The following is a 26,330-nucleotide window of genomic DNA, read 5'->3' as shown; positions in this document are numbered from 1 at the left end:
ATGAAACTAAGAGCTAGATAACCTTAAATAGGGGGTATTTCTTGCCGTTAATCTCCTTAAATATTACTTCAACTCTTTTAGCAATGTCAGCTTGATTCCCCTCGACTATATTGGAATACATTCTAAACCCCTCCTCTAGCTCTACTATCCCATAAATAACATAGCTACCGTCTTTCCTATAGATTTTAGTCATCGCAAATATTTTACCTCGCCCTTCACTAAATCTAACTTCAAGATCTGAAGAGCCACATTTAGGACAAAATGCTCTTGGATAGTAAAACCTATGACCACAATTTTTACATTGAATAAACGGTAACTTCTCCTCATTGAAATATTTAAAGTATGATTCTCTTATCTCGTCATCTCTCATTTCCGCTCACCCAATACTAAAGTTACACTATGCTTTCTACTCCACCACCCAATTCCATTTAGGAATACAACGTCAGTACCCTTAACCTGATGGCCATCTGCCATATCGTTTAATTGAAGTAAAGCTTCTTCTAAAATAACACCACCACTCATGTAAGCGGGTTGACCAGTATTCAAACTACCACCCCCAGTATTAATGGGAACATCACCCTTGAAAGTTAAGTCATGGGATTCAACGAATTGCCCAACCTTACCCTTCTCAACTAACCCTATGTCCTCCATTTGTAGCATCACGGTTATGGTGAATGAGTCGTAAAGTTGAAAGGTGTCTACACGATTAAGGTCAAATGAAGCCCTTTTCGCGCTTTCAATTGCTGGAGTATAAATTATATCATCCCATTCAGCTGGTGGATTTGGCCAATGAGCCTCTCCATATGCTAAAATATCAATATTCCTAAGGGCTGATTTGCTACTTCTTTTACTTACTACAAAAACGTGAAAGCCGTCTATAGGGTAAACTATTTCAAGAAGATGCAAAGGATAAGAAACTATCCTAGATTGCAAAACGTCTTCTACTGTAATAGGATTTCTGAATAGAGCTTTAGGATTGAAACTTGCATTATATCTCTGCATTACTGCAATTTCTGCCCTTTGTTCATCAGTTGTACCGAAGAGTTTGGAGTGTCTATAAGCAACCATTGCATAATCAGATATTGGAGACATCTGGTCGTAAATCTTTATGTAATCATCAAAGGGGCTATCTATTATATCTGTTTTTTGGAAATGATTATCTTTTAAATGTGATATCTTCCCTCCTTGTATGCAAAGTATCGTCTCTGCATCCCCCGTCTTAATTGCCTTATATGCCCTATATATCATTGATAATACTGAGGGTCCACCGTATTGCACATGGTCTATAATTTTTGGCTTAATTCCAAAATATTCGCTTATCTGGGCAGGAGGATTAAGATATGTCTTATTACCGTGAAATGAACCTCTACCTATATTCGCCATTATTCCATCAATATCAGCATAATTTAATCCTGCCATCTCTAGGGCCTCATCAATGGCTTCTTTTAATAGCTCTATTCCATCTTTCTCATAATTTTTAGACAGTTTTCCAGCAAATCCTACAATCATTGTTAATCATGATTTACTACTTATTAAAAAATCTTGTTCAAATTTATCCTTCTAATAATACTTATTAAGAAGTTCAGATTAACTTTTATTATGGCTGAGTTTGTGTATCCTAGTAAGGAATGGGCAGAAGAATGGTGTAAACTACTAAATGAAAGCAAGGAATATAATGACGCAGGGAAAGGGTGGGTTTCGCCAATTTTATTCGTGGCAACCGATATCCCTATCCAAGTATTGGACTATTTAGGTGTAAAGGGTACTAACGCTATAGCAATGAAGCTTTATCTAAATAATGGAAAGTGTCAAGGTACGGAGTTTTTCAGCGATATTACCAAGGCTGATGCCCCATACGTACTTGAGGCAAGTTATAATTCTTGGAAGGATATAATTAGCGGAAAACTACAAGTTGTCTCAGCCTTGTTGTCTGGCACAATAAAGCTTAAGAAGGGTAGCCTCTTCGATCTGGCTAGATACACTACTGCTTCAGTGGTTATGGCTAATATCTCAAATAAAATAAATACAAAATTCCTTGTTTAGACTACTTGGGTCTTAGCATATTTTCTATAAGAATGGCCAAGTCATTATATTGTTTTTTATTTAACCCTTGATTTGTCCACAGAATATATCTTCTACCTATCATCTCGCCTATTCCTATTAATACATAGGCTAATAATTCTGGATCTACTTTAACAATCTCTCCCCTATCCATAGCCTCTTTTAGGCCAATCTTGTATCTCTCTGCCAATTTAGTGAAATGCCATATGTACATTTCTGGCCTATGCACTTGAGCCTCTACGAATACCTTGTAGTATTTTTTATTTTGACTCATCCATTCTAGGAATTTAGCTAAACCTTCTTTTTCCATCTCTATCCTATTTTGAATACCCATTGTATTTACCTTTAAATAATACCTCATATCGGTATTGAATTTTCTAATTAACTCATCTAATATATCATGTTTACTCTTAAAATAGAAATAGAATAAGCCGTAAGCAACGCCAGCCTTGTTAGTTATATCACTTATACTAGTATTCAAAAAGCCTTTCTCTGAAATTAAGTCGAGTGATGCAGTTATTATTTTATTTAATGACTCCTTTCCCTTTTCAGTTTTTGGGTACCTATACATTTGGATCACCATTTTTGATTACTGAGTCAATTTATAATTTATTGTCATCGTATATAAACCTTTCTAAGAGGAATGATATTATAATAATACTTTCCTAATTTATAAATAAGTATTATTTAAAAATATAGGTAAGTCCCAGTCAGTATAGCGATAACCTCTTTTTTCTAAACGTAAGCTAAATTAACAAATGAGTATAAAGCTATATAGTATGCTTCAAAATAGAATCTTGAGAATTCCTTATTATAGAATAAATGTATAAATCTACAAAATTGACTTTCATAAGATATTTTTATGAAGTAATTGACGTAAGTAACCACATGAGTAGTAAATTAGATGAATATCTGGCTAGAATAGATAGACTACCTACATGGGGACTATCATATGCACTACTATGGGCTATAGGATTTAGCTACTTCATAACACTCTATGATGCCGTGGGAAATATAGGAGCTGCACTACCGTATATACCCTTTATCAACGCATCTCAAGCTTCTTTGATAGCATCTCTAGGTCTCTTTGGTTATATTCCAGGTTCTCTAGGATTAGGTTACTTAGCAGATAGAATAGGCAGAAGGACTGTACTAATAATCACTGTCTTATTGACTGCAATAGGCAGTTTGGGGATGGCATTATCTGTCAACTTTCCCATGCTAGCAGTATTTAGATTCATTGAAGGAGCAGGAATAGGCGGCGACTTAAATCTAGCAATGGTTTATATATCTGAATTTGCTCCAAGTGCAAAAAGAGGTAAGTACGCAAACTGGATCTACGCAGCTGGATGGATAGCAGTTGGTATCGGTTCAACAATTGCCGCATTATTGGTTACTGGTCTACCTTCAATAGGATGGAGATTAGCCTTTGGAATAGCAGCTATAATGGCGGTTGCGGCACTAGTAATTAGAATAAGGGCTCCAGAAACTGTAAGATTCTTAGTCAAAAAGGGCAGGATAAACGAAGCTGAGAGTATTGTAAGAATAATGGAAGAGACTGCCATGAAGAGAGCAAGAGTCCAGTCATTACCAGAACCTAAAATAATAAATTATTCGTATCAAACTACAAATCCATTTTCAATATTAGCCAAGAGAGTATTTACAAAACGTTTAGTAGGACTTCTATTGTTCTGGTTTTTCATATACTTCGTACAGTATACATTTTCAACATTATGGGATTACTATGGAAAATTCATAGGTTATTCTGGCACTATGCTTAACCAGTTTGTTCTCCTTACAGGATTTTCAGCATTGGGAGATACTCTTATGGCATTTCTTCTATTAATTATTATAGAGAGAACAGATAGGAGATTGATTACCCAAATAGGCTCCATAGGTTGGTTAGTAGGTATGATAGTTGCATCGTATTTTGCTGTACACTTTAACTTATTAGGTATGGCATTGACTTTAGGACTCATTACGAACGCTATTGGGGGTGGTATGTCATATTTAGCTGGATATTTAATGAGTAGTGAGTCCTTCCCTACAGCAGCTAGATCTACTGGATTTGCTATAACTGATGGATTAGGACATCTTGGAGGAGCTATAGGACCATTATTGCTCTTCCCATTAGTAGTAGCCACTGGACCAATAAATGCCTGGGCTATTGAGGCATTCCCGGTAGTTATAGCTGCAGTGATCTTATGGTTTACCGTTCCTAGGACTGTTGGAGTAAGATTAGAGGAGATAAACGAAATCCATCTAACTCCACAACAACCTCAAGGAGGAATTATAAAAAGCGAGAAGTAAGTACCAAGAATAAAGATAATTTTTGAAGAAAACTTTTTTTTGGAGTTACCTTACTTTCACTAGCATATTCAAGATCTTTTTACAAAAATAATTCCTAGTTATGCAAGATCAGATTTATAGAAAAGACTGGAACTTATTATAATAATGCTGAGAATTCAATAACTTAATAAAACTTGACGAAGGATTCCACTCGGTTAACGTAGTAGACTTCATCTCACAATTCAAATACATTATCTCAGTACCAGTTGATGACGTTAAAATCTACGAGGAACGTGATTGGGAATAAATTACGAATAGTAAGAGGCACGAGAAAGATGAGCAAGTCTAAGTTTATCGCTAATCGTAAGGAGAAGATGAGGAGGAAGAAGGGAATGAGAGTTGAATAAATAGTTAGAGCTACTAACCTTGATCTACCCAACAAGCCTTGAGAGTATATGATGAGATGAGAAATCCCATAGAGACGTCTTATAGGAACGTTTCCTATCTACTAGTTCAACTAAGTTCTTGTTTTGCATTTTAGCCTTCTTGATTGCAACGCTTATCTATTCACTCTTCAACGTATTCAAACTGAAAAAGAGGATTTCAGATTATTATCTATTCTCCCATTTATTAATAATCTCTTTGACATAGTGTGGTATTTAGTTAAAGTAAAAGAAGTGCTTTTTAATAATACAGATTTATTTTAAAGGGTTGATTTTAGGTCAATCAATTTGCGGTATGTTCCCAACCCATATCATAGAGTTATTTCTTTAAGGTAAAGAAAAAGTTAATAGACTAACATGAGTTATATTATTTATGAGATCAAAAGAAGATTTCCTAAAGTCCTTAAAAGATGGAAGAAATTTGTATTATAGGGGGAAGTTAGTAGAAGATATAACAACACATCAGATCTTAAAGACAGCCGCATTGCACGCAGCTAAGTTATATGAATACGCTGATAGAGTCTATGAGGATAATAAAATGGGAAAAATGAGCAAGTTCTTTAAGGTACCTTGGACATCTCAAGATTTGCTAGATAGACATAAACTAATTTACGATTTAACGATGTATTGTAATGGGGTATTTAACATTTCACAAGCAATAGGAAGTGATGCGATCTTTGCCCTTATGATCACGGCAAAACAAGTTGATAGAAAATACGGAACTGATTACTCAAAACGTGTTGAAAAATATTTTGAGAGAGTTGCTAAAGAAGATTTAACGTTAGCCACTGCCCAGACTGACGTTAAGGGAGATCGAAGTAAGAGGCCTTCTGAACAAGTTGATCCAGATATGTATGTTAGAGTAGTTGATGTGAAAAGCGATGGAATAGTTGTTAGAGGAGCAAAGGCTCATACAACTCAATCTGCGGTATCTGATGAGATTATTGTCATACCAACCAGAGTAATGAGGGATAGCGATAAAGATTACGCAGTAGCCTTTGCGGTTCCAGCTAATACTAAAGGTTTGAAGATGTATATTAGACCAATTGATGAAATTGAGGGCAATTCCTCCTCAGTACTCAGTAGAAAAGATTATGAGCTAGAAACATTAACCGTCTTCAACGACGTTTTCGTTCCTTGGGATAGGGTATTTTTATTTAAGGAATACGACTACGCTGGAACATTGGCTATGCTATTTGCAACCTTCCATAGGTTTACTGCATTATCGTATAGGTCAGCGACCATGAATCTATATTTGGGAGCATCTAAAGTGGCATCTCAAGTAAATGGCATTGAGAATGAAAAGCATGTGAGAGATGATATAGTTGATATAATTCTCTACAAGGAAATTATGAGGAGTAGCGCGATAGCTGCGGCTGTGTATCCAGTAAACATGGAGGGTATAGCTGTGCCCAACCCGCTTTTTACTAATGTTGGTAAATTATACTCCAATATGCATTTCCATGATGTTGTAAGAGATTTAATTGACATTGCTGGGGGGATAATAGCTACTATGCCCTCTCAAGAAGATTTGGAAAGTGATGAAGGAAAGAATATTGTTAAATATTTAAGGGGCTCAGTTGATGGAGAGGAAAGAGCAAAAGTGTTAAAACTAGCTAAGGAATTAGGGGCTAGTACGTTTACTGGCTATTTGCTAACTGGTATGATACATGCGGAAGGTTCTATGGAAGCTAGCAAAATAGAGCTATTCAGAAGTTATAATTTTAAGGAGGCCGAGAACTTAGTTAAAAGGGTATTAAGCTAGTCTTTTTTCCTTTTGATTTAATAATAGAAAAACATAAAAAGAATAAATAGGAAAATAAATCTATGGAAATCACGTTCCCTACACAGCATGATATACAAGCTTTAGCAAAAATTCTGTCAGATCCTATTTTTACGTTATACAAGATATTAGGAGCTGAAACAGTATCTGTAAAGGGTAATGAATTTGATGCCTTGATATCGTTAGGAGTTACATCATTAATTCTACACGGTACGGTCTATGTAGGGAATAATAAGGTGTCTTATAAGTTTTATAGTGTGGGAACACAAAAGGGAGAAGGTGGAGTTTTAGAATTTGACTTATTTAAAGAGGGTGAGATTAGACTAATAGTAGAATTTGAAGGTAGATTTGCTTCTTTTATTAAATTCTCACTAAGAAGAAAAATTGAGAAAAATATCAAAAGATTTGACGAGGAAGTAAGGTTAGAAAGAATTAAGAGAAAGATCTGAGCCAATTTTGTTAAAAAGCTATTTCTCTTAATAAGGAAAATTGAATTCTGACTCTATTATCAATTTAGATAAATTGTTTGAAAATAGTAGGCTACTACCATTAAAAGTTGACTGTTATGTTTGTATCTTATATTATATACAATTTATACAATATATGATTTCACATTAAAATTATATCCTATATCTCTAGGGGAGTTTATATATAAATAGAGAGGTATTAAATAAAAAGTCGACTATTATAAAGGAAGAAATTAATTCTATTAAAGATATAGAAAGAAACAATGAAAGCAGCCGTATATAAAGGGTATGGATTACCATTAGAAATAGAAGAAGTTCCCAATCCAGCTCCAAAAGAAGGAGAAGTCTTAGTGAAAGTAGCATCGACCGGAATATGCCATAGCGATTTACATCTATTAAGTGGTGAATTGGTAGGGCCACTTCCTAACGGGTTTATAATTGGTCACGAAATAGCTGGGTGGGTAGAGAAGATAGGTGAGAACGTTAAGAATCCATATGGACTAAAGGAGGGAGATCCAGTTCTAGTATCTTGGATAGTTCCATGTGGTATATGTAGATATTGCGCAAATGGTAAGGAGAATTATTGTAAAGATAATGCAAAGAGACTAGTAGGTCTAATTGGTATTAATGGAGGTCATGCTGAGTATTTAACTGTTCCAGAGATAGCAGTAATTCCTCTGGACAAAAATCTTGATCCATACTATTCTTCTCCAATTGCATGTGCATATGGTACTGCTTATAATGCATTAAAGAGTGCGAACGCTACTTCAGGAAAGAGTGTTGTTATAGTGGGAGCTGGTGGTGTAGGTTCTGCTGCAATACAATTGGCTAACTCAATTGGATTAAATCCTATTGTTGCAGTCGACATAGATGAGAATAAGTTAAAGAGTGCTAAATTACTGGGCGCAACCCATATTATTAACGCTAACGAAAATGATGCGAGGGCGAAAGTTCTGGAAGCTTTAGAAGATGGTGCTGATATAGTATATGAGACAAAACCTTATCCAGATTTCAAATTATCGTTAGAAGTAGTTAAAAGCGGTGGGACTATAGTTGTTACGGGATTGGGAGGATTCTCTACATTAGCACAAATTCCCGTAACACTATTCGTCTCCAGAGGTATAACCTTAATAGGAAGTTTAGGCTACAGACCTAGAATTGATTTACCCGATCTAGTAAGTTTGGCCTCTTCCGGGAAAATCGACATTAAGAAGTTAGTTTCGCATATTTACACTCCAGACAGGATAAATGAGGCTTATGAGAATTTAAAGAAAGGGTTACACATAAGGGCTATAATAAGATGGAATTAGAAAGTTTTTTATTGCTAAAAATTTTATATTATTCATGTACTCCCTAAAGGATAAGGTCGTTGTAGTAACGGGTTCTGGTAGGGGTATTGGTAGGGCAATAGCTGTGAGATTAGCTAAAGAAGGTAGTTTAGTTGTAGTAAACGCTAAAAAGCGAGCTGATGAAATGAATGAAACAATAAAAATCATAAAGGAGAACGGAGGAGAAGCTATTGGAATCTTAGCTGATGTCTCTACGAGAGAGGGGTGTGAAACTTTAGCTAAAGCGACCATCGACAGGTATAGAGTAGCTGACATATTGATAAATAATGCTGGTTTAGGACTATTCTCTCCCTTTTTAAATGTAGATGATAAACTTCTAGATAAGCATATCTCGACTGACTTTAAATCTGTAGTTTACTGCTCTCAAAGTTTAGCAAAGGAAATGAGAGATGGAGGAGCAATTGTTAACATAGCATCAGTTGCTGGAGTATCACCAGCCTATGGCTTATCAATATATGGCGCTATGAAAGCTGCAGTAATTGCACTAACCAAGTACCTAGCTTTAGAACTAGCCCCTAAAATAAGGGTTAATGCTATAGCTCCAGGATTCGTGAAGACTAAACTAGGTGAAAGTATGTTTCAAGTGTTAGGAATGAGTGAAAAGGAATTTGGTGAAAAATTCACTTTAATGGGTAAAATTCTTGACCCAGAAGAGGTAGCCGAGTTCACTGCAGCAATTCTTAAGATAGAGTCTCTCACAGGGCAAGTTTTCGTGTTAGACTCTGGAGAGAGTTTAAAAGGTGGAATAAAATAAGGGTCTTTTCGTTCTCTGGCTTAACTAAAACTTTATTTTATCGTATCTAAGGCAAAATTTAAATATAAACAAATCATTTATAGTTAATTATGGGTATGAGTTTTGAAGAATATAAGCATGAATACTTTAAGTCTATAAGATCTGGAGGCTTAAATTGGTCACTTTTCCCAATGAAATTATATCAGCTTGGAAAGAAGCTTTTCTGGGATCCAGCCAATATAGATCTAAGTAAAGATGCAGAAGACTGGAAAAAATTAAATGATTTAGAGAAAATGTTTATAATAAATGTTGGTTCAAAGTTCGCTGCGGGAGAAGAAGCCGTAGCATTAGACCTCCATCCATTAATCGTGACACTAGTTAAGGAGGGAAGGGTAGAAGAGGTAATGTATTTAGAACAATTCGTTTATGAGGAATCTAAACACGTTGAGGCATTTAGAAGATTTTTTGATATAGTCAATGTTATGGAAGATCTGAGCGCATATACAAAGGATCTTTCGCCTAATTATAAGAAGATATTCTATGAAGAATTACCAAAGGCTATGTGGAATTTATCTAGAGATCCTTCTCCTGAAAATCAAGTTAGAGCCGTGGTAACTTACAATTTAATAGTTGAAGGAGTAGCAGCTGAAGGAGGTTACAATATTTTTAGGCAGATAACAAATACAAGAAAGATCCTACCCGGCTTGGCTAAAATGGTAAACCTCATAGCTACTGATGAGTCTAGACATATAGCATTTGGAATATATTTAATTACAAGATTAGTAAAGGAATATGGAGAGGGAGTATATAAGGCTGCCATGGATCACATAAATTATCTTGCACCTTATGCTATAGGAATATTCTCTGAACCTACAATGCCCCAAGTTGAAAGTCTACCTTTTAATCTAACTAATATAGAGCTAGTAGACTACGCTAAAAAGCTCTTGAATACTAGGATTGATGCAATAAATAGAGCCAGGCGGATGAAATTGGAAATGTTATTACCAAAGGATTTGGATGTAATTGAATCATGGTGATTAAATGCTCCTAGATCTTAACTTCGAAATTAGCGAGGATCTTAAACTGATTTTAAGCAGTCTAAATGAATTACTGGAATCAAGGTGGTCCACAAAAAAGTTAAGGGCAGTAATGGAGGGAAACAAGGATTATATTGAGGAAATATGGAAGGAAATAATTAAGCTTGATATCTTACCTTACCTTTCCACACTATCATTAAGAGATAACGTGATAATAAATGAAGTTATTGGTAGAAAATTACTGCCTGGAATTGTGGTAAGTAGTATAGTAGCATCTAGGGGTATTAAGAACAAGGACATTTTGAATAGAGTATACGCCGGTGAAATTAGAATAGCAATATCTGATTCAAACTTAGTGCCCTCGGCTGATGAGGCTGATTATATAATAATAGGAAATAGACTGATTAAGAGAAGCAACTGTACAATTCGCACTTTCAATTCTCTTGATAACTCCATGAAAATTAGTAAAGTAGACAACATTGGAAACCATGAAGATATAGAAGTTAATAACGCTGAAATCGCACTTTCATTAGCCTCTCAGATGGTGGGAAGTGGTGAAGAAGTAGTTAGTATGTCAATTAAGTATAGTAAAGAGAGAGTCGCTTTTGGAAAACCTATAGGTTCGTATCAGGCAATAAAGCATAGAGTGGTTAATGACGCAATTGATGTGGAATTAGCTAGATCTTTAATATTGGAAGCAGCAGAAAATATAAAGTACGCATGGATAGCTAAGGATTTAGCTAATAAGAAGATACCTAAGGCTATATTAAGTGGTATCCAAGTCCATGGCGGGATAGGATTTACAGATGATCTTGATATTCACCTCCATTTAAGGAGAGCGCTTACATTAAGTAAGTTATACAATAGTAAAGTGAATATCTCTGAGTTCCTGCAACCTATATAATCTATCAAATAAAATAATATAGTGGGTTAGATGATAAGATGTTAGAGGATGTATATCTGGTAGATTATGCGAGAACGGCATTTACGAGGTTTTCACGCAAGGACTATCAAAAAGATCCATTTTACAATATAAGACCAGAGGAATTAGCTGGAATGGTAATAAATAGGTTAATAGAGAAAAACGGAATTAAGGCAGAAGAAATAGACGAAATAATCACTGGATGTGCGCTCCAAGTAGGCGAACAATGGGCTTTCGGAGGTAGGCATGAAATTTTCGCAGCGAGATTACCATATAACATACCAACTATGGCTGTGGATAGGCAATGCGCTTCATCATTAACTACAGTTTCTATAGGAGCCATGGAAATATCAACTGGTATGGCTGATATAGTATTAGCGGGTGGAGTTGAAAAATTATCTAGAACGCCAATGTTTGATAATCCACATATTGAAGTTAACACTAAGTTTCTAACTGATAGTAAATATATTGAATACGATTTAACTACAGGATATGTTATGGGATTAACTGCTGAGAAATTAGCTGAAGAAGCTAGAATAAAAAGGGAGGAAATGGATAGGTGGTCTTTAAGGAGTCATCAATTAGCATGGAAAGCTATACAAGAGGGGTATTTCAAAGACGAGATCCTACCTATTGAGGTAGAAGTTGAAGGGAAGAAAACTGTAGTGAATGTAGATCAATCGGTTAGACCAGACACTAGCATAGAAAAATTAGGCCAATTGCCTCCAGCCTTTAAACCTAATGGTACAATAACTGCTGGAAATTCAGCACCTTTGAATTCTGGAGCTTCTTATGTACTTCTAATGTCAAAAAATGCATTGAAGAAATATGGATTAACTCCAATGGCAAAAATAAGGAGTTTTGGGTTTGCTGGAGTACCTCCAGCAGTAATGGGGAAGGGACCAGTACCGGCTTCCAAGAAGGCCTTAGAAAAGGCAAATTTAAGTACAAGAAAAATAGACTTATGGGAAATAAATGAGGCATTTGCAGTTGTAGTATTATATGCTATAAAACAATTAGAATTGGATGAGAGCACAGTAAATAAGAAGGGAGGTGCTATTGCTATAGGGCATCCACTAGGAGCCACTGGGGCTAGACTAGTGGGTACCTTGGCTAGGCAATTAATAATAGAAGGAAAGGATTATGGTGTTGCAACGCTGTGTGTTGGTGGAGGTCAAGGTGGGGCAATAGTTCTAGAAAGAGTTTGAGATCAATATTTTTCCGTACCTATTTTTACTGTCATTAAGCAAGTCAAGAGCTTTTCCAAAATTCTCTAAGCTAACCTCACTTCCAATAACAGGTTTTATTTTACCCTCCTTAACAAGGTTTAGAGTTTTTATTATATCATTTTTATTTGCGCCTATATGCCCCATTAAACTTATGTCTTTAAGAATAATATAGCCCAGCCTTAAATTAAATGTTACAGAAGGATCTAAATTACCGATCTGTATAATCTTACCGCCACTCCTCAGACTCTTCATACTTTCTTCTAGCGTATAGGGACCCACATTTTCAATTACAATGGAAACGTCACCTATCTTTTTAGCCTCTTCTGAGAACTTCTCACCTACAATTACGTAGTCAGCATATTTAGAAACTATCTTAGCCTTGCTTTCCCCACTAGTAACTCCTATTACCTTAGCCCCTAAAGCCTTAGCTACTTGAATAGCATGAATACCTACACCACCACTTGCTCCAGTAACCAATACAATTTCTCCTTTTTTTATTCCAGCTTTTTTCAAACCCCTATAAACCATTGCAGCAACACATGGTACTATAACAGCTCCCTCATCGGAAACACTCTCAGGTACTTTAACTAGACTGCTTGCCTTAACTTTAGCTTTTTCTGCGAAAAATCCATCTAATTCTTGAGCGTATACAACCCTATTCTTACAGTAAACTTCTTCTCCACTTTTACAATATTCACATGACCAGTCAGGGACAAAAAGCATTGACGTAACTCTATCCCCTTTCTTAAAATCCTTAACGTCTTCTCCAACTTCCTCTACAGTTCCCACAACTTCATGACCTAAAATTAACGGGTATTTAGATCTGGGGTAGAATCCTTTTATTTGCAATAAGTCCCTATAACACAGTGCAGCCTTGTTAACCTTAATAATGGCTTCATCCTTACCCGGTTTAGGATCTGGTACTTCCTCAATTCTATAACCTTGTTTATGAGCTGGAAGAATAACAGCTTTCATAGTCTTAATTTGTTATTGACTCTTTTTAAATGTTTTTAATAAATGCCTTAAAACAAAAATTAAAATAAAAAAGATTATTAACTTTTATCATAAAATGCGCGCCTTAAAACAGAGCCTATTAAACCTATAGCATCTCTTCCTTGCTCTATTAACGGGAAAAATGAAAGGAATCCATGTATAACGTTATTGAACCTAACACTGGTAACCGGTACTCCAGCTTGTAGTAATCTATTCGCATAAGCTTCTCCTTGATCCCTTAATGGGTCATATTCTGCTGTTATTATTAAGGCTGGAGGTAATCCGCTTAAATCTTGTACTAGAATTGGAGAAAACCTAAAGTCTAGTAAGTCTGCAGGACTTCGTAAGTATTGAGAACCGAACCACTCTATATGTTCTCTAGTTAGGAAGAAACCATCAGAGTATTCTATCATGGATCTTGAAACGCTATCGAAACCTACAGCAGGGTAAATTAGAATTTGATACTTTAAATTAAGTTTACCCTTTGAAAGAAGAGCTACAACTGCTGCCAAATTTCCCCCAGCGCTATCCCCTGCAATAGCGACGCCCATTTTTCCATCAAACTTGTCCAAATTATTATAAACCCAATTAGTAGCATCAAATGAATCGATGACAGCAGAAGGAAACTTATATTCTGGAGCTAACCTATAATCAACTGATACTACGACACAGTTGCATGCATTGGTGATAGCTCTACACAATGGGTCATAAGATTCCACATCTCCTATAACAAAGCCTCCTCCATGAAGATATATTAAAACTCCATATGGACCGTTAGCCTTTGGCAAATATACTCGAGCGTTTATATTGGCTTCACTACCTGGTATTTTTATATCTTCTACTTTTCCAACTTCAACTTTAGGCGCGGCTGATGCTAATTGCCTAAATATTTTTCTTACCTCATCTACCGAGGCTTTACCAATTGGTACGATAAAACCTGATTCTAGGAGCTCTTTGATTCGAGGGTCTAGGGGCATATGTTATATTGAAATTGGAAATATAAAATCTTTTTACATATCACATTTATGATTTCTAAACTAGTATTATATAGTTTGATTTTAGTACCTCATGTTAGAATTTTGTCATGAATTCTAAGATGTATTTATCCTAATTAGTTTTCTCTATGTTAAATTTTTCATCATAGTTCTCTTCGCACTGGTTTAATATAGCGTCAATAATAGTTCTGTTTATAATATAATGAACATCAAAAGGCTTATTTGTTAATAATACATACTTAGAATCTAGATAGTTCCAACTATTGGAATATTCGGTTGTAGAATTTAGCGAGAAGTCATCACTAAGAAAAATACCTATTTTGAGCTGAGAAAACTCATAGATGATTTTAATTATTGGATTTGTCTCTGATATTCCAACATAATTATCTATTATAATATAATCCCAATTTCTGGATAAAACGAATTTAAGTTGCCTCAATCTTTCATTGTCATAAAAATTATCTAAAAAATATACTTTATTACGTAATTTAAGTATGAAAATATCGTCTATTTCTTTTAATGAAGACCTTAAATCGAAACCATCTAGTAATCCATCACCATAATGACCTAGTAAATTCGATAAAGTAGATAGAGAATCATTATCGATAAGCAGTACCTTCTTAAATTTCCTTTTAGAGATATATCTGGATAACTCATAAGATAGCCTACTCTTCCCTATTCCACCTTTTAGGCTTAGGACAAAAATTGAAATAGACATATCTATTTTAGGTAAGCATTTCCCTTAATAAAGATTAGTTAGGAAGATTCTAACTACTTTCATCCTAATATAAAATATATAATAAAGAAGAATATCTATAGAAGTATTCACGACATTATTTCTCGTTTAAACATTAGTAATCTTCATTACTGTGATTCCTCCATCCTCTCCAATCGCCAAACTTCTTATCGTATTCTGGACACCCTCTTCTCCAATTTATACTTCCAATCCACTCTGTATTAACAAAAATATCATAAAACTTCTTTTCTCTAAAGGATATTTCACTCTTAATATAATTCATTATATTTTCTATAAAGTTTTCCATCTCTTCTTTAGTATCAAAATAAAAAATTATGACTCCCTTACTTAATAGGTTTAGGGGAAATCCAAAAATCGCATATTTTCCAGGGACATCCTTAACTATATTTAAAAATTGATCCAGGGGAATTTTTAGCGCATCTATTGGAATTCCCAGTTTATAACAGTTCAAAGAATTTTCATGTTGAATTCGCCTTTCATAAGCTAACCAACACTCTTCACACTTACCCCATCTTTTTCCAAAGCCCTTCCACTCTATCATTTTAAAAGACCTCTTCTATAAACCTCTTAGCTGTTTCTATGTCAATTTTAACCGGATTTCCACTATTGTTCACAATTTGAATGAAAGTTTGCACATATTTTAATGCCTCATCCAAGGTAGTAAATTCAGATAGTCTCCGCTTAGCTCCGATATCCTTTAGGAATTTATCCATGAACTCGTATAATGGCTCACCTTCATTCTCTATCTCCCTCAATTTATTTCTGGCAACACTATAGTTTAACTTAATTGCTGATGGCAATGAGATACAAGAGGTTACTCCGTGAGGTATATTAAATCTAGGACCATAAACGTAACCGAAATTATGACTTATCCCCATTTTAGCATATCTCATCGTTAATGACGATAACCACGTGCCTATTTGGCATAATGCCCTATTTTCAATTGAATCTAGATCTCTTATGCATTTAACTAGCTTTTTATAACCCTCTATAGCTAAGGAATCAGTAAAGGGTGTAGAGTCTTTAGAGTATAATGCCTCGACCGCGTGGTCTATTGCCCTTACTCCACTCGCTATAAGCAACCATTTTGGTGTTTCAAGTGTGGCTCTAGGATCTAAGATTATTGCATCTGCCTCTTTTCCTATTCTACTTTTCTTTATTCCATCAATTGTTGCTCCTCCAGATCTAGTATGCTCCGCTCCAGAAAAAGTAGTAGGTATTGCTATATAGTAACCATTAAATGAAAGCTTAATACCATCTATTACACTTCCTCCGCCTAAGCCTATTACAACATCATATCCCTTAAGTCTCTCCGTTAAATTATTTACATCACCTACTGGAGTGTGTTGTCTTGGTCCCTCAATTACCTCAGCGTTTATAAGACTTAATATTTGTTCAAGAATTTTACTTTTAAGCAAGCTCCTAGTAGTGACTAAAGCTATCCTTTTCCCCTTCACACTTGCTAACCAATCTAGTGCGTTAAGTCCATAAATTACTTGTGTAATAGGGTACTCTACTTTGAACATATGTATTAATGTATGACAAATAAATTAATAAACTTACAAAACTCTACATGGTAAATGATAGTTTCTTGATTAGTCTATTAAGCATGGTAAGATTGTGAAATAGAACAATAGCTGAAACTATTGGTAGGGCGTAATAGGCTAATATGAAATACGCGAATGAGGACAAAATGGAAAGTATTGTCGCAGTAATTGAGCTTATTGAGAGAGCAATAGAGTACATTACTATACTTGGTAGGAATACACAACAAGATGAGCCAGATACGACTCCCAAAGAGGGGATCAAAACTATTGATTTGCTAAGTTTATTTGAAATTCCCCATAATTCCAATATTTTCATAACATTTAAGCCTATTAATAATGCTAGAACTACTCCTAAGAAAGTTGAGAAAGGTATAACATCCCCCTCATAAGGACCTATGAAAAACCATATTGCAGGACTATTTGATACCCATTCAAGAAAGTAAGTGATTGGGGGCGGTATGGAATATCCTATTCCCGCATTAAACGAGAACCAAAAACTTATGTTCTTTATAGAGCCAGGAAGCAATAAATAGAAGAAGAACGAATAGAGAATCACGTGATATGATATATATAATCCTATTGTGAACCAAAATATTTTCTTTTTGCAATATTTTACAATACCATCTTTGATGTAATTATAGAAAGAAGTCGGTAAGATTAAAATTATGAATGTCCAAAACAATATTGTGGATAATGTTGAGTAGAGAAGTATGTCATTTCTACTGAGATAATAAGCTATCAAGGAGAGTATCAAAAATAAAGGGGATATTGTTAGCCTTTTAATCATATTGATATTTAAGAAAAATATTAAATAAAAAATTTTCCCTTAGCCCCAGCTATGAGTTGTTGAGGTTGAAGAGGATGAGGAAGAAATTATGAAGTATGGGACTGAGACAGAGTTTGATACTATTAAATCAGCCCACATTCCATTTTCAGCGTGGCCAGTTATTCCACACGCAATCCAATAGTAACCAGCTGAAATGTTATCTAATATTCCAACTGCAGTCTGACCAGATAGAATTCCATTATTTGCAAAATTTGATGGTGAGTCACCTACATATAGTAAGATTTTACCATCTGCGGAGATATTGGGATTGTTAGGGATTTGAGTATCATTTAATACTATATTCGCATTATGGGGAATGGATTGTTCATTCGTTAAAATTATCATCACATTCCATCCTGCAGGAACGTAAATTTTCATCTGCCCATTTGAAGTACCATTATAATTAAATGCTGGACCAGTAGCTGTAACAGCTAGATAGATAAATACAGTCTTATTGTTAGGGTTATAAGGCAACATATTAGCCCCAGGAGGTAAAGTTACCGACTGTGTCGTGGTAATGGTAGTGGAAGATGTGGTAGATGAACTTGTTGTAGTTGTGGAAGATGTTGAAGTCGAACTTGTTGAGATTGTGGTAGATGTTGAGGTTAAAGTGAAGCTTGTTGAGGTTGTCTCAACTGAACTTGTTGTAGAAGATATCGTGGCAGGATGATGTACTAGCGTTAGATAAGCAACTATTCCTACTACTATTATTAATATAACTATAACAGCTATAATTATTGATGTATTCACGACTACCAAGTCCCATGGGACCGTATTTAAATGTTTTCCCAAATATAGTAATTAACTCTATTATCAAAATAATATGGAATAGCAAATCTATTTAAGTTTAGGTGACTAATAGCTTTGACTAAATTTAATAATTACTTTTTATTAGATTTTATATATTCATTTGACGAAATAATATTATCAAACGCCGATAGTTAACTTTTATGCATGTAATCTACAATTGAAGTAGCCTAAAAATATAATAATTTAGATAACGAGAGATTTATCTATTCGGACTTTGGAGAATGCTCAAGTAACTCGAATACGATATAAAAGCTCTTTTTGTTAAAAATTAATTGGTTAATATTGTTAAATTTTTCCACATCATTCTGGTATTTTGACTCCCTCTAGTTCCAATAAGGCTCTCTTCAACTTTACTCCTCTGGAGTATCCTCCAATACCATTTTCAGCTATTACTCGGTGGCATGGTATGATTAAAAGAATGGGATTTTTAGATAAAGCCATACCAACAGCTCTTGGAGAAGTTCCCAGTGAATCTGCTATCTGTTTATACGGCATAACTTTTCCCCAGGGGATCTTCATTACTTCCTTAAATACTGATAATCTAAAAGGATAGGTCTTTAGGTTAATAGGCTCCCTTAAGTTTATTGGCTTACCCTCAAAGTAGAGATCTAGCTTATGGAAGAATTCAGTAAAACTACTATCGTCTCTTGAATTTCCTTCCACACAGTCACAGAAATCCAACATAATAAATCCCTTATCGTCCTTAGCAACAGTTATATAGCCAAGAGGACTTTTATACAACCCATACACTAGCACAAGTATTAATATAGTATATATTGTTATAAAAAATTCACTATTTTAACGCTTTTACTGTAGTTTGTTCTACATCCCTTTGCGCAATCTCGGTAATCAATAACTCTAGGAACTTTTCAAACTTAACGTTCCTCACTTCAATGTTACCCCTAGCTCTAACAGTTACTGTACCCTCACTAGCTTCTTTCTTACCTACTATCAATATGTATGGAACTCCTTGATCGTATGCGTTCTTAATCCTCTTACTTAAGGTCTCACCTGCATAATCAATCTCTGCTCTTATTCTCCTCTTTCTCATATCGTTTAGCACTTTTTCAGCGTATTCATTTACTTCATCAGTTATCGGTAAAACCCTAACCTGGACTGAACTTAACCACGTTGGTAGCTTACCCTTAAAGTGCTCAAGTAGTATTGCAACAAATCTATCTATTGATCCATATATTGCTCTATGTACCATTACTGGCCTCTTCTTTATCCCATCCTTATCAATGTACTCCAACTTAAACCTCTCAGGTAAGTTGAAGTCAACTTGTATTGTGGATAATTGCCACCATCTACCTAGACTATCCCTTATCTCGAAGTCGATTTTAGGCCCATAAAACGCACCTTCTTTTTCCTTAATACCGAATTTTAAGCCCGATTCTTGCAACGCGGAAATCAGCGCGTTAGTAGCTTTTTCCCACAGTTCATCAGAACCTATACTCTCATCCGGCCTTGTACTCAAATAAGGCTTAATATCGTCATCTTTGAAGCCGAACTTGTGCCAAACTTCCACTGTCTTAGAAATAAGCATCTTAATTTCTTCCCTTAGTTGATCTTCCCTAAGGAAAATGTGACCATCGTCTTGGACGAAACCTCTAACTCTCAGTAACCCATATAATTCTCCTTTCTTTTCCCACCTATATACATGGCCAAACTCTGAAAATCTGATTGGAAGATCACGATAGGTTCTAGGTTTAGATTTGTAAATTAGAATGTGAGCAGGACAATTCATAGGTTTTACTCCATATTCATCACCTTCCATGTTAAAGACAATTAGTTTATCCCTATACAAGGTATAATGACCGGATATTTTCCATATATCAGTCTTGAAAACGTGGCTAGTATAAACTTCTTGATACCCCATGCTATCATTTATCTCTCTCATAAACGCAATGAGTTCATTTCTTATCGTTTGTCCCTTAGGATGAAATAGTACTAATCCTGATCCAGCTTCCTCATGAAAGCTAAATAAGTCTAACTTTTCTCCAATCAGCCTATGGTCAGTCTCTTCAGCCTTTTCTAGCCAAGAAAGGTAATCCTTTAACTGTTCTTCAGTCTCGAAAGCCACACCCCTAATTCTGACGTATTGTTCATTGGGATTTGGATGATGAGTTGAGATATTTAAAATTTCAAAATACTTAGGATTTAAATTGGTCGAAATTGAAACCTTATCCTCTATTATTGAAACCTTGTTTCCTTTATACACTATCTGATTATTCTCAATGGATACATTAGCTAGAACGTTCTCATTGATTGCCTTCTTTACCTCATCTAAGGTAATGCTAGTGTCTGATTTCACATCAATGTAGAAATCCCTTTCACCTAGGCCAACAGCAACTGGCTTATATCCCTTATCTATTAGGTTTATGGCTAAAATTACCGCACCCTTTAGCCACACTGGCTTATAACTTTCCATAAATATCGCTATGTCATTTAACTTAAATCTTTAGCTGTTACAAAGAGTATTGTGACAAGAATCTTAATAATAGCCAGTGGTGGTGGTCATACAGGCTTCGCCAGGGCTATTGCCCAATATTTACCCGAAAAAGTAGATTTCGTGATACCAACAAATGACCCTTATAGTAGACAAATGATATCGCAATATGCAAATAAAATCTACGAGATACCTAAAGGAAGAGAACCAGACGAAAGTAGTCTAGTATTATTTAAGAGATTATTCTCTATAATAGTAAAGAGCGCCAGTATTAAGAAATACGATTTAATCATAGCCACCGGGAGCAATCACTCCATATTTCCTTCCTTTTTTCAATTCTTAAAAGGTGGGAAGGTTTACGGTATCGAAAGTCAAGATAGACTTATCACCAAGGGAAAGGCGATAGGCATAATATCAAATTACGCAAAGGGTGTATTTCTTCATTGGCAAGAGCAAAGGAAACTTTATGAAAAGAAGGGTATTGTCGTGGGACCCATTGTTGAAAAGCCTAAGTATGAGAGTAAGGATGAAGGCTACATATTAGTTACAACTGGTAGCATGGGTTTTAAGAGGTTATTTGACGCAATAGTGAAATCCGTTATAGGGAAGAGGATTGTCATACAGACGGGGAAAATAGATCCCACAATTTATCGTAATCAAAATGTTACTACGTTTAGTTTTGATCCAGATTTAGAAAAGTGGATTGCTAATGCATCTTTGGTAATAACGCATCAAGGTAAAACTGCCATGGAGGCAGTAGTAATGTATAGGAAGCCGGTAATAATGGTTTACAACAACGATTGGAAGAGTGCAACTACGTTAAGTGATGCCAAGAAGTATGCTGAGATATTGGGAGCTACGTTTTTAAGTGATCCAATAACGTGGAGCGATTATAACGTTTTATTAGAAGCTATAGAAAACGCTAATGAGCCTAACGTTTTTGATACAGGTACTCCAAATCTGGTTAAACATGTATTAAGTGAACTATAATGGTTCGTAAAATACTTGACACATTGCTGAAAATATTTGAAAATAATAAAAGCATATTGAAGGAAAAAGGTTGGATAGTTTCGTCCGAAACTTCTTATGAATGGTGGGACGGACTAAAAAGTGCAGAAGAAATAATTATTTCAGCAATATTGGTTCAAATGTCAAGATGGGAAATTGTAAAGAGCAAAGTAGAGGAGATGAGGAGTAAAGGTTTGACTGATTTTTATAAATTATGCAATACTACTGAACAAGAATTATATGATGTATTGAAAGGAATTAACTTCTATAAGACTAAGGTTAAGAGGTTAATTAATTTATCTAAAATCATAATAAATCTAGGTAGTGTTGAGAAATTTTATAATAGAAATTTACTTTTAAGCATTGATGGTATAGGCGAAGAAACAGCTGACTCAATCTTGCTTTTCGCAGGTCACAAACCAAACTTTCCACCATCAGAGTACGGTAAGAGAGTATTATCTAGAGTATTAGGAATTAGTATAAAGAAAAAGAATGAGGTTAAAAGACTAGTAGAGGAGAATTTAGAGCGAAACGTCTACGAATACAAATTACTACACGCTGGAATAGTCACTGTAGGTAGAGCATTTTGTTTCATTGAAAATCCCAAATGTAAAGACTGTATTTTGAAGAAAGTATGTAAATATTATAGAGAAAATTCCTCGTGATACAAAATAGGCCTCTTTAAATACTTTTACTAAATTTAAGTAATGCATAGTAATGTTTAAATTTTTATGTGATAAGTATGTGGTATGAAATTATATGAATATGAGGGAAAGAGTCTTTTTAAGCGTGTAGGGATACCAGTGCCTAATGGTGTTGTAACTTCTGAACCAATAAGATGGCAAGGAAAAGCTGTAGTGAAATCTCAACTATTGGAAGGCGCTAGAGGTAAAAGAGGATTAGTAAGAGTAACTGAAGACATTTATAATACTATTTTAGAACTGAAAAAACTAGGAGTCGAGAAATTCTTAGTAGAGGAATTTGTTCCTCACGAGAAGGAGATTTACGCTTCAGTATTGTTAGATAGGGAAACTGCGGAACCAATGTTAGTTTTATCAAGAGAAGGAGGCATTGATGTTGAACAAGCTAAGGACGTTAAGAAGATGATAATACCACTAGAGAGGGGAGTTAGGAGTTATGATATTGTTGAGGCTGAGAAGTATCTAGGAGTTAAGGGATTAGGACAAATAATACAAGGTTTATATAAATTATTTGTAGATTACGACGCTGAACTAGTTGAGATAAACCCATTAGCATTGACTAATGATGGTAGAATATTAGCTTTAGACTCTAAAGTGATTTTAGAGGATAACGCGTTATATAGACATGAGGATTTGTTAAAGGAGTTAGGGAGGCAAGAAGTTCGTGATAGTTATGTGGAACTAGAGGGAGATATAGGAATAATAGGCAATGGTGCAGGATTAACCATGGCTTCAATGGATCTAGTTAAATTAAATGGCGGAAATCCAGCAAATTTCTTGGATGTTGGTGGAGGAGCTAATAGGGAACATGTTAAAGAAAGTGTTCTCAAAGTGGGTAGCAATCCTAGAGTCAAAAAGATTGTTATAAATATTTACGGTGGAATTACTAGATGTGATGAGGTAGCGTTAGGTATAATTGATGCGCTAAAGGAGGTGAAGAAGCCAATATTTGTTAGATTATTAGGAACTAACGAGGAATTAGGGAAGAAAATATTAAGAGAGAACGGTGTAAACGTATATGATGATGTATTAAAAATGATAGGTGATGCAGTACGCTCATAAATAAGAATACTAGGGTAATTGTCCAAGGAATAACCGGAAGAGAAGGGAGCTTCCATACACAGCAAATGCTAAAATACGGTACAAAAATAGTTGCTGGTGTTACTCCGGGTAAGGGAGGAACTCAAGTTAACAGTGTTCCAGTTTACGACACGGTAAAGGATGCAATGAAAGAACATGAGGCAGATGCTTCAATAATTTTCGTTCCAGCCAGATACGCAGTGGATGCCATATATGAGGCAGTTGATGCAGGAATAAAATTAATTGTAACTATAACCGAGCACATACCGGTTTTGGACATGGCTAGAGCTATAAAGTATGCCAGAGCTAGGGGAGCTAGAATAATAGGACCCAATTGTCCCGGAATAATAGCTCCAGAGGAAAGTCTAGTTGGAATACTTCCAGCCAGAGCATTTAAGAAGGGTAAAATAGGAATAGTGTCTAGATCTGGTACACTAACATATGAGGTTTCAGAATTACTTAAGAACTCTGGTATGGGCCAATCTACTGTTATAGGTATAGGAGGGGATCCAATAATAGGTACGAGTACTTTAGAAGTTGCAAAGATGTTTGATCAAGATCCAGAGACGGAAAAAATTGTTGTAATAGGAGAAATAGGTGGTACCATGGAGGAGAGATTAGCAGAGGCGTATAAGAGGGGAGAAATTAAGAAACCAATTATAGCTTACATAGCAGGAATGACTGCACCTAGGGAGAAAAGGATGGGACATGCAGGAGCAGTAGTTTATATGGGTATGGGTACATTCGAGAGTAAAATAAGGGCATTTAAAGAAGCTGGAATTCCAATAGCTAATACCCCCTACGATATCCCCAAGTTACTTCTTTCTTAACATATAAGTAGCTGTAATTACAACTGCAACTACTATAACTGCAGATAATGCGTAGAGTAGGGAGAACCCATGACCAACATCATTATTTTTTATGTTAATACTTCCATTAACATAATTTGAGTAGTAATTACCAAATATAATTACTATATTTCCAGAATACGGTATAGATATCATGTAGTAATTTGTTCCAGGTATATAGCTTCCGATTATTGGCACAGATGTATTGTAATAATACGCACTTCCCGTTGATCCCGTTGATGTTAATATAATGATGTAAGGGCTTCCATTATAGATAAACTTAGATACTCCAAGTAAGTCATGGAATGTAGTTATGGGTACTAACAGACTTATAAACTTTAAACCAGTTATATTCAACGCTACATGATTAGAGTAATTCAAGAGATTAATCTCTGCATTTGATGACGCTACCAGTAAGAACAGATTTACGGTGTAGTTTTGGTATAAATAATTGAATGAAACGTTATACAAGTTATACGGTCCAGTGTAGAAGTTTAAGTCACCTTTTGTCAACGTGGCGGTAGCGCTATATGTTAAATTTGAAGCAGGGTCTATATTTATACTGTAGTATGACTTTAGAGGTATCATATATTGTAGGGAAATGTAGGTATAGTTATTATAGTCTAGGAATTCCACAGCAGGAATGCCATTATAAGTAGTGAATTCTTTGCCGGTTTCTAGAAATCCGCTAGGAGTGCCAGCAGCTGCAGTGTTAATCCATACACTCAGAGGATATGGATACGAACCACTTATGTTCTCTATTGTTAAATTGTTTGTATTTATTGCGGGAAACACTTTATTTACTGATTTACCATTTATCACAAAGACAGTTCCATTCCAAACTAGGTTCATACTTATATTAAAGGTTAAGTAAGTTCCAAGTCTAGATGATGTTTCATAAATGTTATAGCTAATTGTATTTCCAATATTTAGAAAACTAAATTGGTTAGAAGAGTAAGTTATTGGTATAAATATTATACTTGTTAAAACTAAAAATAATATGAGGTATCTTTTCATCTCGAGTAGTACTGTATTTTTTATTAATATTTATTATTTATCCGCATCCTTGCTTTATGGACTAATTCAATTTTCTAAGATGTTAAGCTCATCAATCTTTCTTAAATTCAAAATCAAGCGTTGATTTAAAAGTAAGCTTGACGTTAGCTTTGATAAAAATTGAAGTCATCCACAAAGTACCGTATCCTTAAACGACTATTGATTAAATATCCCTGATGTCAAATTAATACTGTGAAAAAGAAAGCAATTGGGCTAAGTGATGACGGTTACTATGTAATATTTTTCATATCGGAGAGTGAGATAGGGTATAAAAAGACTCAAATTAACGAGATGTATTATATCTCATTCATTATTGTCTTATTGGTTTCCATTTTATATGTGATTTTTAGATATATTTTAGTCCTAACACTTTTTATAATACCCATTTTAGTCTATCTATTCACTATTGCGATCTCATTACATCTCTATAAACCTGAAATTTATGAAAAAATAACTAGGGTTGAGATAAAGGATAAAATCATTAAGATTCACACTTCTAACAAAACGTTTATAATACATAGGGGAAAAATCCTTGGTTTCACTGACCAGATTTAGGCTTTATTGTTATTGTTCCACTATCCTCATCAACTTGAAGCATATATTTTGTTCCGAATTTCTCTACCATTGACTTAGGCAAGTATAGGTTCAACGGTAACGTGAAGTATTCATACTCGTATATTTTTCCTCTCACATTCTTCTTTCCAACTAATCTTTTAGCTTCTACTTCTCTTTCTTTCATAAGATAATGTCCGTACTCTCTCTTTTTAAAACTTTTCCATAATGTACTTTAACACATTTTATTAAGATATTAGCTTTTCTTGTACCTATTTAATCTTGTTAAATAAGTTCTTAAATATAAGTTACTATTTACTAAATTTTATCTGGAAAGAATTATTCAAAGGCTTTAACTTTTTAACTTTATGAGGGTGGATTTTGATAATGTTTTC

Annotated in this window: 29 protein-coding genes; 15 read left to right on the top strand and 14 right to left on the bottom strand. The window is 34.9% G+C overall.

Features of this window, described 5'->3' with window-relative positions; genetic code table 11:
• Positions 1-13: 13 nt before the first annotated feature.
• Together YN1551_RS13945 and YN1551_RS13940 are read right to left on the bottom strand one after the other, a co-directional pair.
• A complete protein-coding gene (locus YN1551_RS13945) occupies positions 14-370 on the bottom strand; it encodes a Zn-ribbon domain-containing OB-fold protein (RefSeq protein ID WP_012718149.1) in 357 nt (118 codons plus the stop codon).
• On the bottom strand, positions 367-1,509 hold the full coding sequence (locus tag YN1551_RS13940) for a thiolase family protein (RefSeq protein WP_012718148.1): 1,143 nt from the start codon (positions 1,507-1,509) through the stop codon (positions 367-369). The genes YN1551_RS13945 and YN1551_RS13940 overlap by 4 nt, the downstream gene beginning before the upstream one ends.
• Positions 1,510-1,599: 90 nt before the next feature.
• Here YN1551_RS13940 and YN1551_RS13935 point away from each other — a divergent pair, with 90 nt between their 5' ends.
• Positions 1,600-2,043: an SCP2 sterol-binding domain-containing protein gene (locus tag YN1551_RS13935; RefSeq protein WP_012710463.1), complete on the top strand. Its 444-nt coding sequence runs from the start codon at positions 1,600-1,602 to the stop codon at positions 2,041-2,043.
• A gap of 1 nt (position 2,044) precedes the next feature.
• On the opposite strand, the gene YN1551_RS13930 is transcribed toward YN1551_RS13935, so the two are convergent.
• Positions 2,045-2,644: a TetR/AcrR family transcriptional regulator gene (locus tag YN1551_RS13930; protein ID WP_012712915.1), complete on the bottom strand. Its 600-nt coding sequence runs from the start codon at positions 2,642-2,644 to the stop codon at positions 2,045-2,047.
• A gap of 239 nt (positions 2,645-2,883) precedes the next feature.
• On the opposite strand from YN1551_RS13930, the gene YN1551_RS13925 reads away from it, so the two are divergent.
• The 9 genes from YN1551_RS13925 to YN1551_RS13890 all read left to right on the top strand — a co-directional run bounded on the left by YN1551_RS13925 (position 2,884) and on the right by YN1551_RS13890 (position 12,292).
• On the top strand, positions 2,884-4,371 hold the full coding sequence (locus tag YN1551_RS13925) for an MFS transporter (protein ID WP_012710461.1): 1,488 nt from the start codon (positions 2,884-2,886) through the stop codon (positions 4,369-4,371).
• A 248-nt stretch (positions 4,372-4,619) separates the two neighbouring features.
• On the top strand, positions 4,620-4,757 hold the full coding sequence (locus YN1551_RS17205) for a hypothetical protein (RefSeq protein WP_012718147.1): 138 nt from the start codon (positions 4,620-4,622) through the stop codon (positions 4,755-4,757).
• A gap of 409 nt (positions 4,758-5,166) precedes the next feature.
• Complete coding sequence (locus tag YN1551_RS13920; protein WP_010923905.1) at positions 5,167-6,558, top strand: 4-hydroxyphenylacetate 3-hydroxylase family protein; 1,392 nt, start codon at positions 5,167-5,169, stop codon at positions 6,556-6,558.
• Positions 6,559-6,620: 62 nt separating this feature from the next.
• Positions 6,621-7,025, top strand: a complete 405-nt coding sequence (locus tag YN1551_RS13915) for a DUF3211 domain-containing protein (RefSeq protein WP_012715504.1) — start codon at positions 6,621-6,623, stop codon at positions 7,023-7,025.
• A 281-nt stretch (positions 7,026-7,306) separates the two neighbouring features.
• The gene (locus YN1551_RS13910; RefSeq protein WP_012718146.1) at positions 7,307-8,353 is read left to right on the top strand and encodes an alcohol dehydrogenase catalytic domain-containing protein; all 1,047 of its coding nucleotides are present in this window, start codon (positions 7,307-7,309) and stop codon (positions 8,351-8,353) included.
• A gap of 34 nt (positions 8,354-8,387) precedes the next feature.
• Positions 8,388-9,146 carry an SDR family oxidoreductase gene (locus YN1551_RS13905; protein WP_010923902.1) on the top strand — a complete coding sequence of 253 codons (759 nt, stop codon included), beginning with the start codon at positions 8,388-8,390 and terminating at the stop codon, positions 9,144-9,146.
• An 89-nt stretch (positions 9,147-9,235) separates the two neighbouring features.
• Entirely contained in the window at positions 9,236-10,162 is a 927-nt protein-coding gene (locus YN1551_RS13900) for a R2-like ligand-binding oxidase (RefSeq protein WP_010923901.1), read from the top strand.
• A 4-nt stretch (positions 10,163-10,166) separates the two neighbouring features.
• Complete coding sequence (locus tag YN1551_RS13895; protein WP_012712911.1) at positions 10,167-11,066, top strand: acyl-CoA dehydrogenase family protein; 900 nt, start codon at positions 10,167-10,169, stop codon at positions 11,064-11,066.
• Positions 11,067-11,104: 38 nt separating this feature from the next.
• On the top strand, positions 11,105-12,292 hold the full coding sequence (locus YN1551_RS13890; protein WP_010923899.1) for an acetyl-CoA C-acetyltransferase: 1,188 nt from the start codon (positions 11,105-11,107) through the stop codon (positions 12,290-12,292).
• Here the strand turns inward: YN1551_RS13890 and YN1551_RS13885 are convergent.
• The 9 genes from YN1551_RS13885 to thrS form a co-directional block, all read right to left on the bottom strand.
• On the bottom strand, positions 12,278-13,288 hold the full coding sequence (locus YN1551_RS13885; RefSeq protein WP_010923898.1) for an acryloyl-coenzyme A reductase: 1,011 nt from the start codon (positions 13,286-13,288) through the stop codon (positions 12,278-12,280). The genes YN1551_RS13890 and YN1551_RS13885 overlap by 15 nt on opposite strands.
• A gap of 77 nt (positions 13,289-13,365) precedes the next feature.
• Complete coding sequence (locus YN1551_RS13880; RefSeq protein ID WP_010923897.1) at positions 13,366-14,283, bottom strand: alpha/beta hydrolase; 918 nt, start codon at positions 14,281-14,283, stop codon at positions 13,366-13,368.
• A gap of 130 nt (positions 14,284-14,413) precedes the next feature.
• Positions 14,414-15,019, bottom strand: coding sequence for a ParA family protein (locus YN1551_RS13875; protein WP_010923896.1), 606 nt, complete (start codon positions 15,017-15,019; stop codon positions 14,414-14,416).
• Positions 15,020-15,152: 133 nt separating this feature from the next.
• Positions 15,153-15,599: a hypothetical protein gene (locus tag YN1551_RS13870; RefSeq protein ID WP_012718145.1), complete on the bottom strand. Its 447-nt coding sequence runs from the start codon at positions 15,597-15,599 to the stop codon at positions 15,153-15,155.
• Position 15,600: 1 nt separating this feature from the next.
• Complete coding sequence (locus YN1551_RS13865; protein WP_012712909.1) at positions 15,601-16,584, bottom strand: iron-containing alcohol dehydrogenase; 984 nt, start codon at positions 16,582-16,584, stop codon at positions 15,601-15,603.
• A gap of 43 nt (positions 16,585-16,627) precedes the next feature.
• Entirely contained in the window at positions 16,628-17,392 is a 765-nt protein-coding gene (locus tag YN1551_RS13860; RefSeq protein WP_012715500.1) for a hypothetical protein, read from the bottom strand.
• Between the two features lie 39 nt (positions 17,393-17,431).
• Entirely contained in the window at positions 17,432-18,223 is a 792-nt protein-coding gene (locus YN1551_RS13855; protein ID WP_012718144.1) for a sulfocyanin, read from the bottom strand.
• A gap of 318 nt (positions 18,224-18,541) precedes the next feature.
• Positions 18,542-18,997, bottom strand: coding sequence for a methylated-DNA--[protein]-cysteine S-methyltransferase (locus tag YN1551_RS13850; protein WP_012718143.1), 456 nt, complete (start codon positions 18,995-18,997; stop codon positions 18,542-18,544).
• A gap of 37 nt (positions 18,998-19,034) precedes the next feature.
• Positions 19,035-20,672, bottom strand: a complete 1,638-nt coding sequence (gene thrS / locus YN1551_RS13845) for a threonine--tRNA ligase (protein ID WP_010923890.1) — start codon at positions 20,670-20,672, stop codon at positions 19,035-19,037.
• Positions 20,673-20,723: 51 nt separating this feature from the next.
• On the opposite strand from thrS, the gene YN1551_RS13840 reads away from it, so the two are divergent.
• The 4 genes from YN1551_RS13840 (at position 20,724) to sucD (ending at position 24,309) form a co-directional block, all read left to right on the top strand.
• Entirely contained in the window at positions 20,724-21,680 is a 957-nt protein-coding gene (locus YN1551_RS13840) for a UDP-N-acetylglucosamine--N-acetylmuramyl-(pentapeptide) pyrophosphoryl-undecaprenol N-acetylglucosamine transferase (RefSeq protein ID WP_010923889.1), read from the top strand.
• A complete protein-coding gene (locus tag YN1551_RS13835; protein ID WP_012718142.1) occupies positions 21,680-22,363 on the top strand; it encodes an endonuclease III domain-containing protein in 684 nt (227 codons plus the stop codon). Before YN1551_RS13840 ends, YN1551_RS13835 begins: the two co-directional genes overlap by 1 nt.
• A gap of 84 nt (positions 22,364-22,447) precedes the next feature.
• Positions 22,448-23,461, top strand: a complete 1,014-nt coding sequence (locus YN1551_RS13830; protein WP_010923887.1) for a succinate--CoA ligase subunit beta — start codon at positions 22,448-22,450, stop codon at positions 23,459-23,461.
• Positions 23,458-24,309, top strand: a complete 852-nt coding sequence (gene sucD, locus YN1551_RS13825; RefSeq protein WP_080513463.1) for a succinate--CoA ligase subunit alpha — start codon at positions 23,458-23,460, stop codon at positions 24,307-24,309. The genes YN1551_RS13830 and sucD overlap by 4 nt, the downstream gene beginning before the upstream one ends.
• Here the strand turns inward: sucD and YN1551_RS13820 are convergent.
• Positions 24,295-25,344 (bottom strand): hypothetical protein, encoded by a 1,050-nt coding sequence (locus YN1551_RS13820; protein ID WP_012718141.1) that lies wholly within the window; start codon positions 25,342-25,344, stop codon positions 24,295-24,297. The genes sucD and YN1551_RS13820 overlap by 15 nt on opposite strands.
• Positions 25,345-25,575: 231 nt before the next feature.
• Between YN1551_RS13820 and YN1551_RS13815 the strand changes: the two genes are divergently transcribed.
• Positions 25,576-25,938, top strand: coding sequence for a hypothetical protein (locus tag YN1551_RS13815; RefSeq protein ID WP_012718140.1), 363 nt, complete (start codon positions 25,576-25,578; stop codon positions 25,936-25,938).
• On the opposite strand, the gene YN1551_RS13810 is transcribed toward YN1551_RS13815, so the two are convergent.
• Positions 25,922-26,122, bottom strand: coding sequence for a hypothetical protein (locus YN1551_RS13810; protein WP_012710445.1), 201 nt, complete (start codon positions 26,120-26,122; stop codon positions 25,922-25,924). The two genes, YN1551_RS13815 and YN1551_RS13810, sit on opposite strands and share 17 nt — an antisense overlap.
• Positions 26,123-26,330 lie beyond the last annotated feature (208 nt).

The organism is Sulfolobus islandicus Y.N.15.51 (assembly GCF_000022485.1).
In the GTDB taxonomy this organism is placed as follows: Archaea; Thermoproteota; Thermoprotei_A; order Sulfolobales; family Sulfolobaceae; genus Saccharolobus; species Saccharolobus islandicus.
Note: the sequence above shows the minus strand (reverse complement) of the source record. Positions and strands in the feature narration are given on the sequence as shown.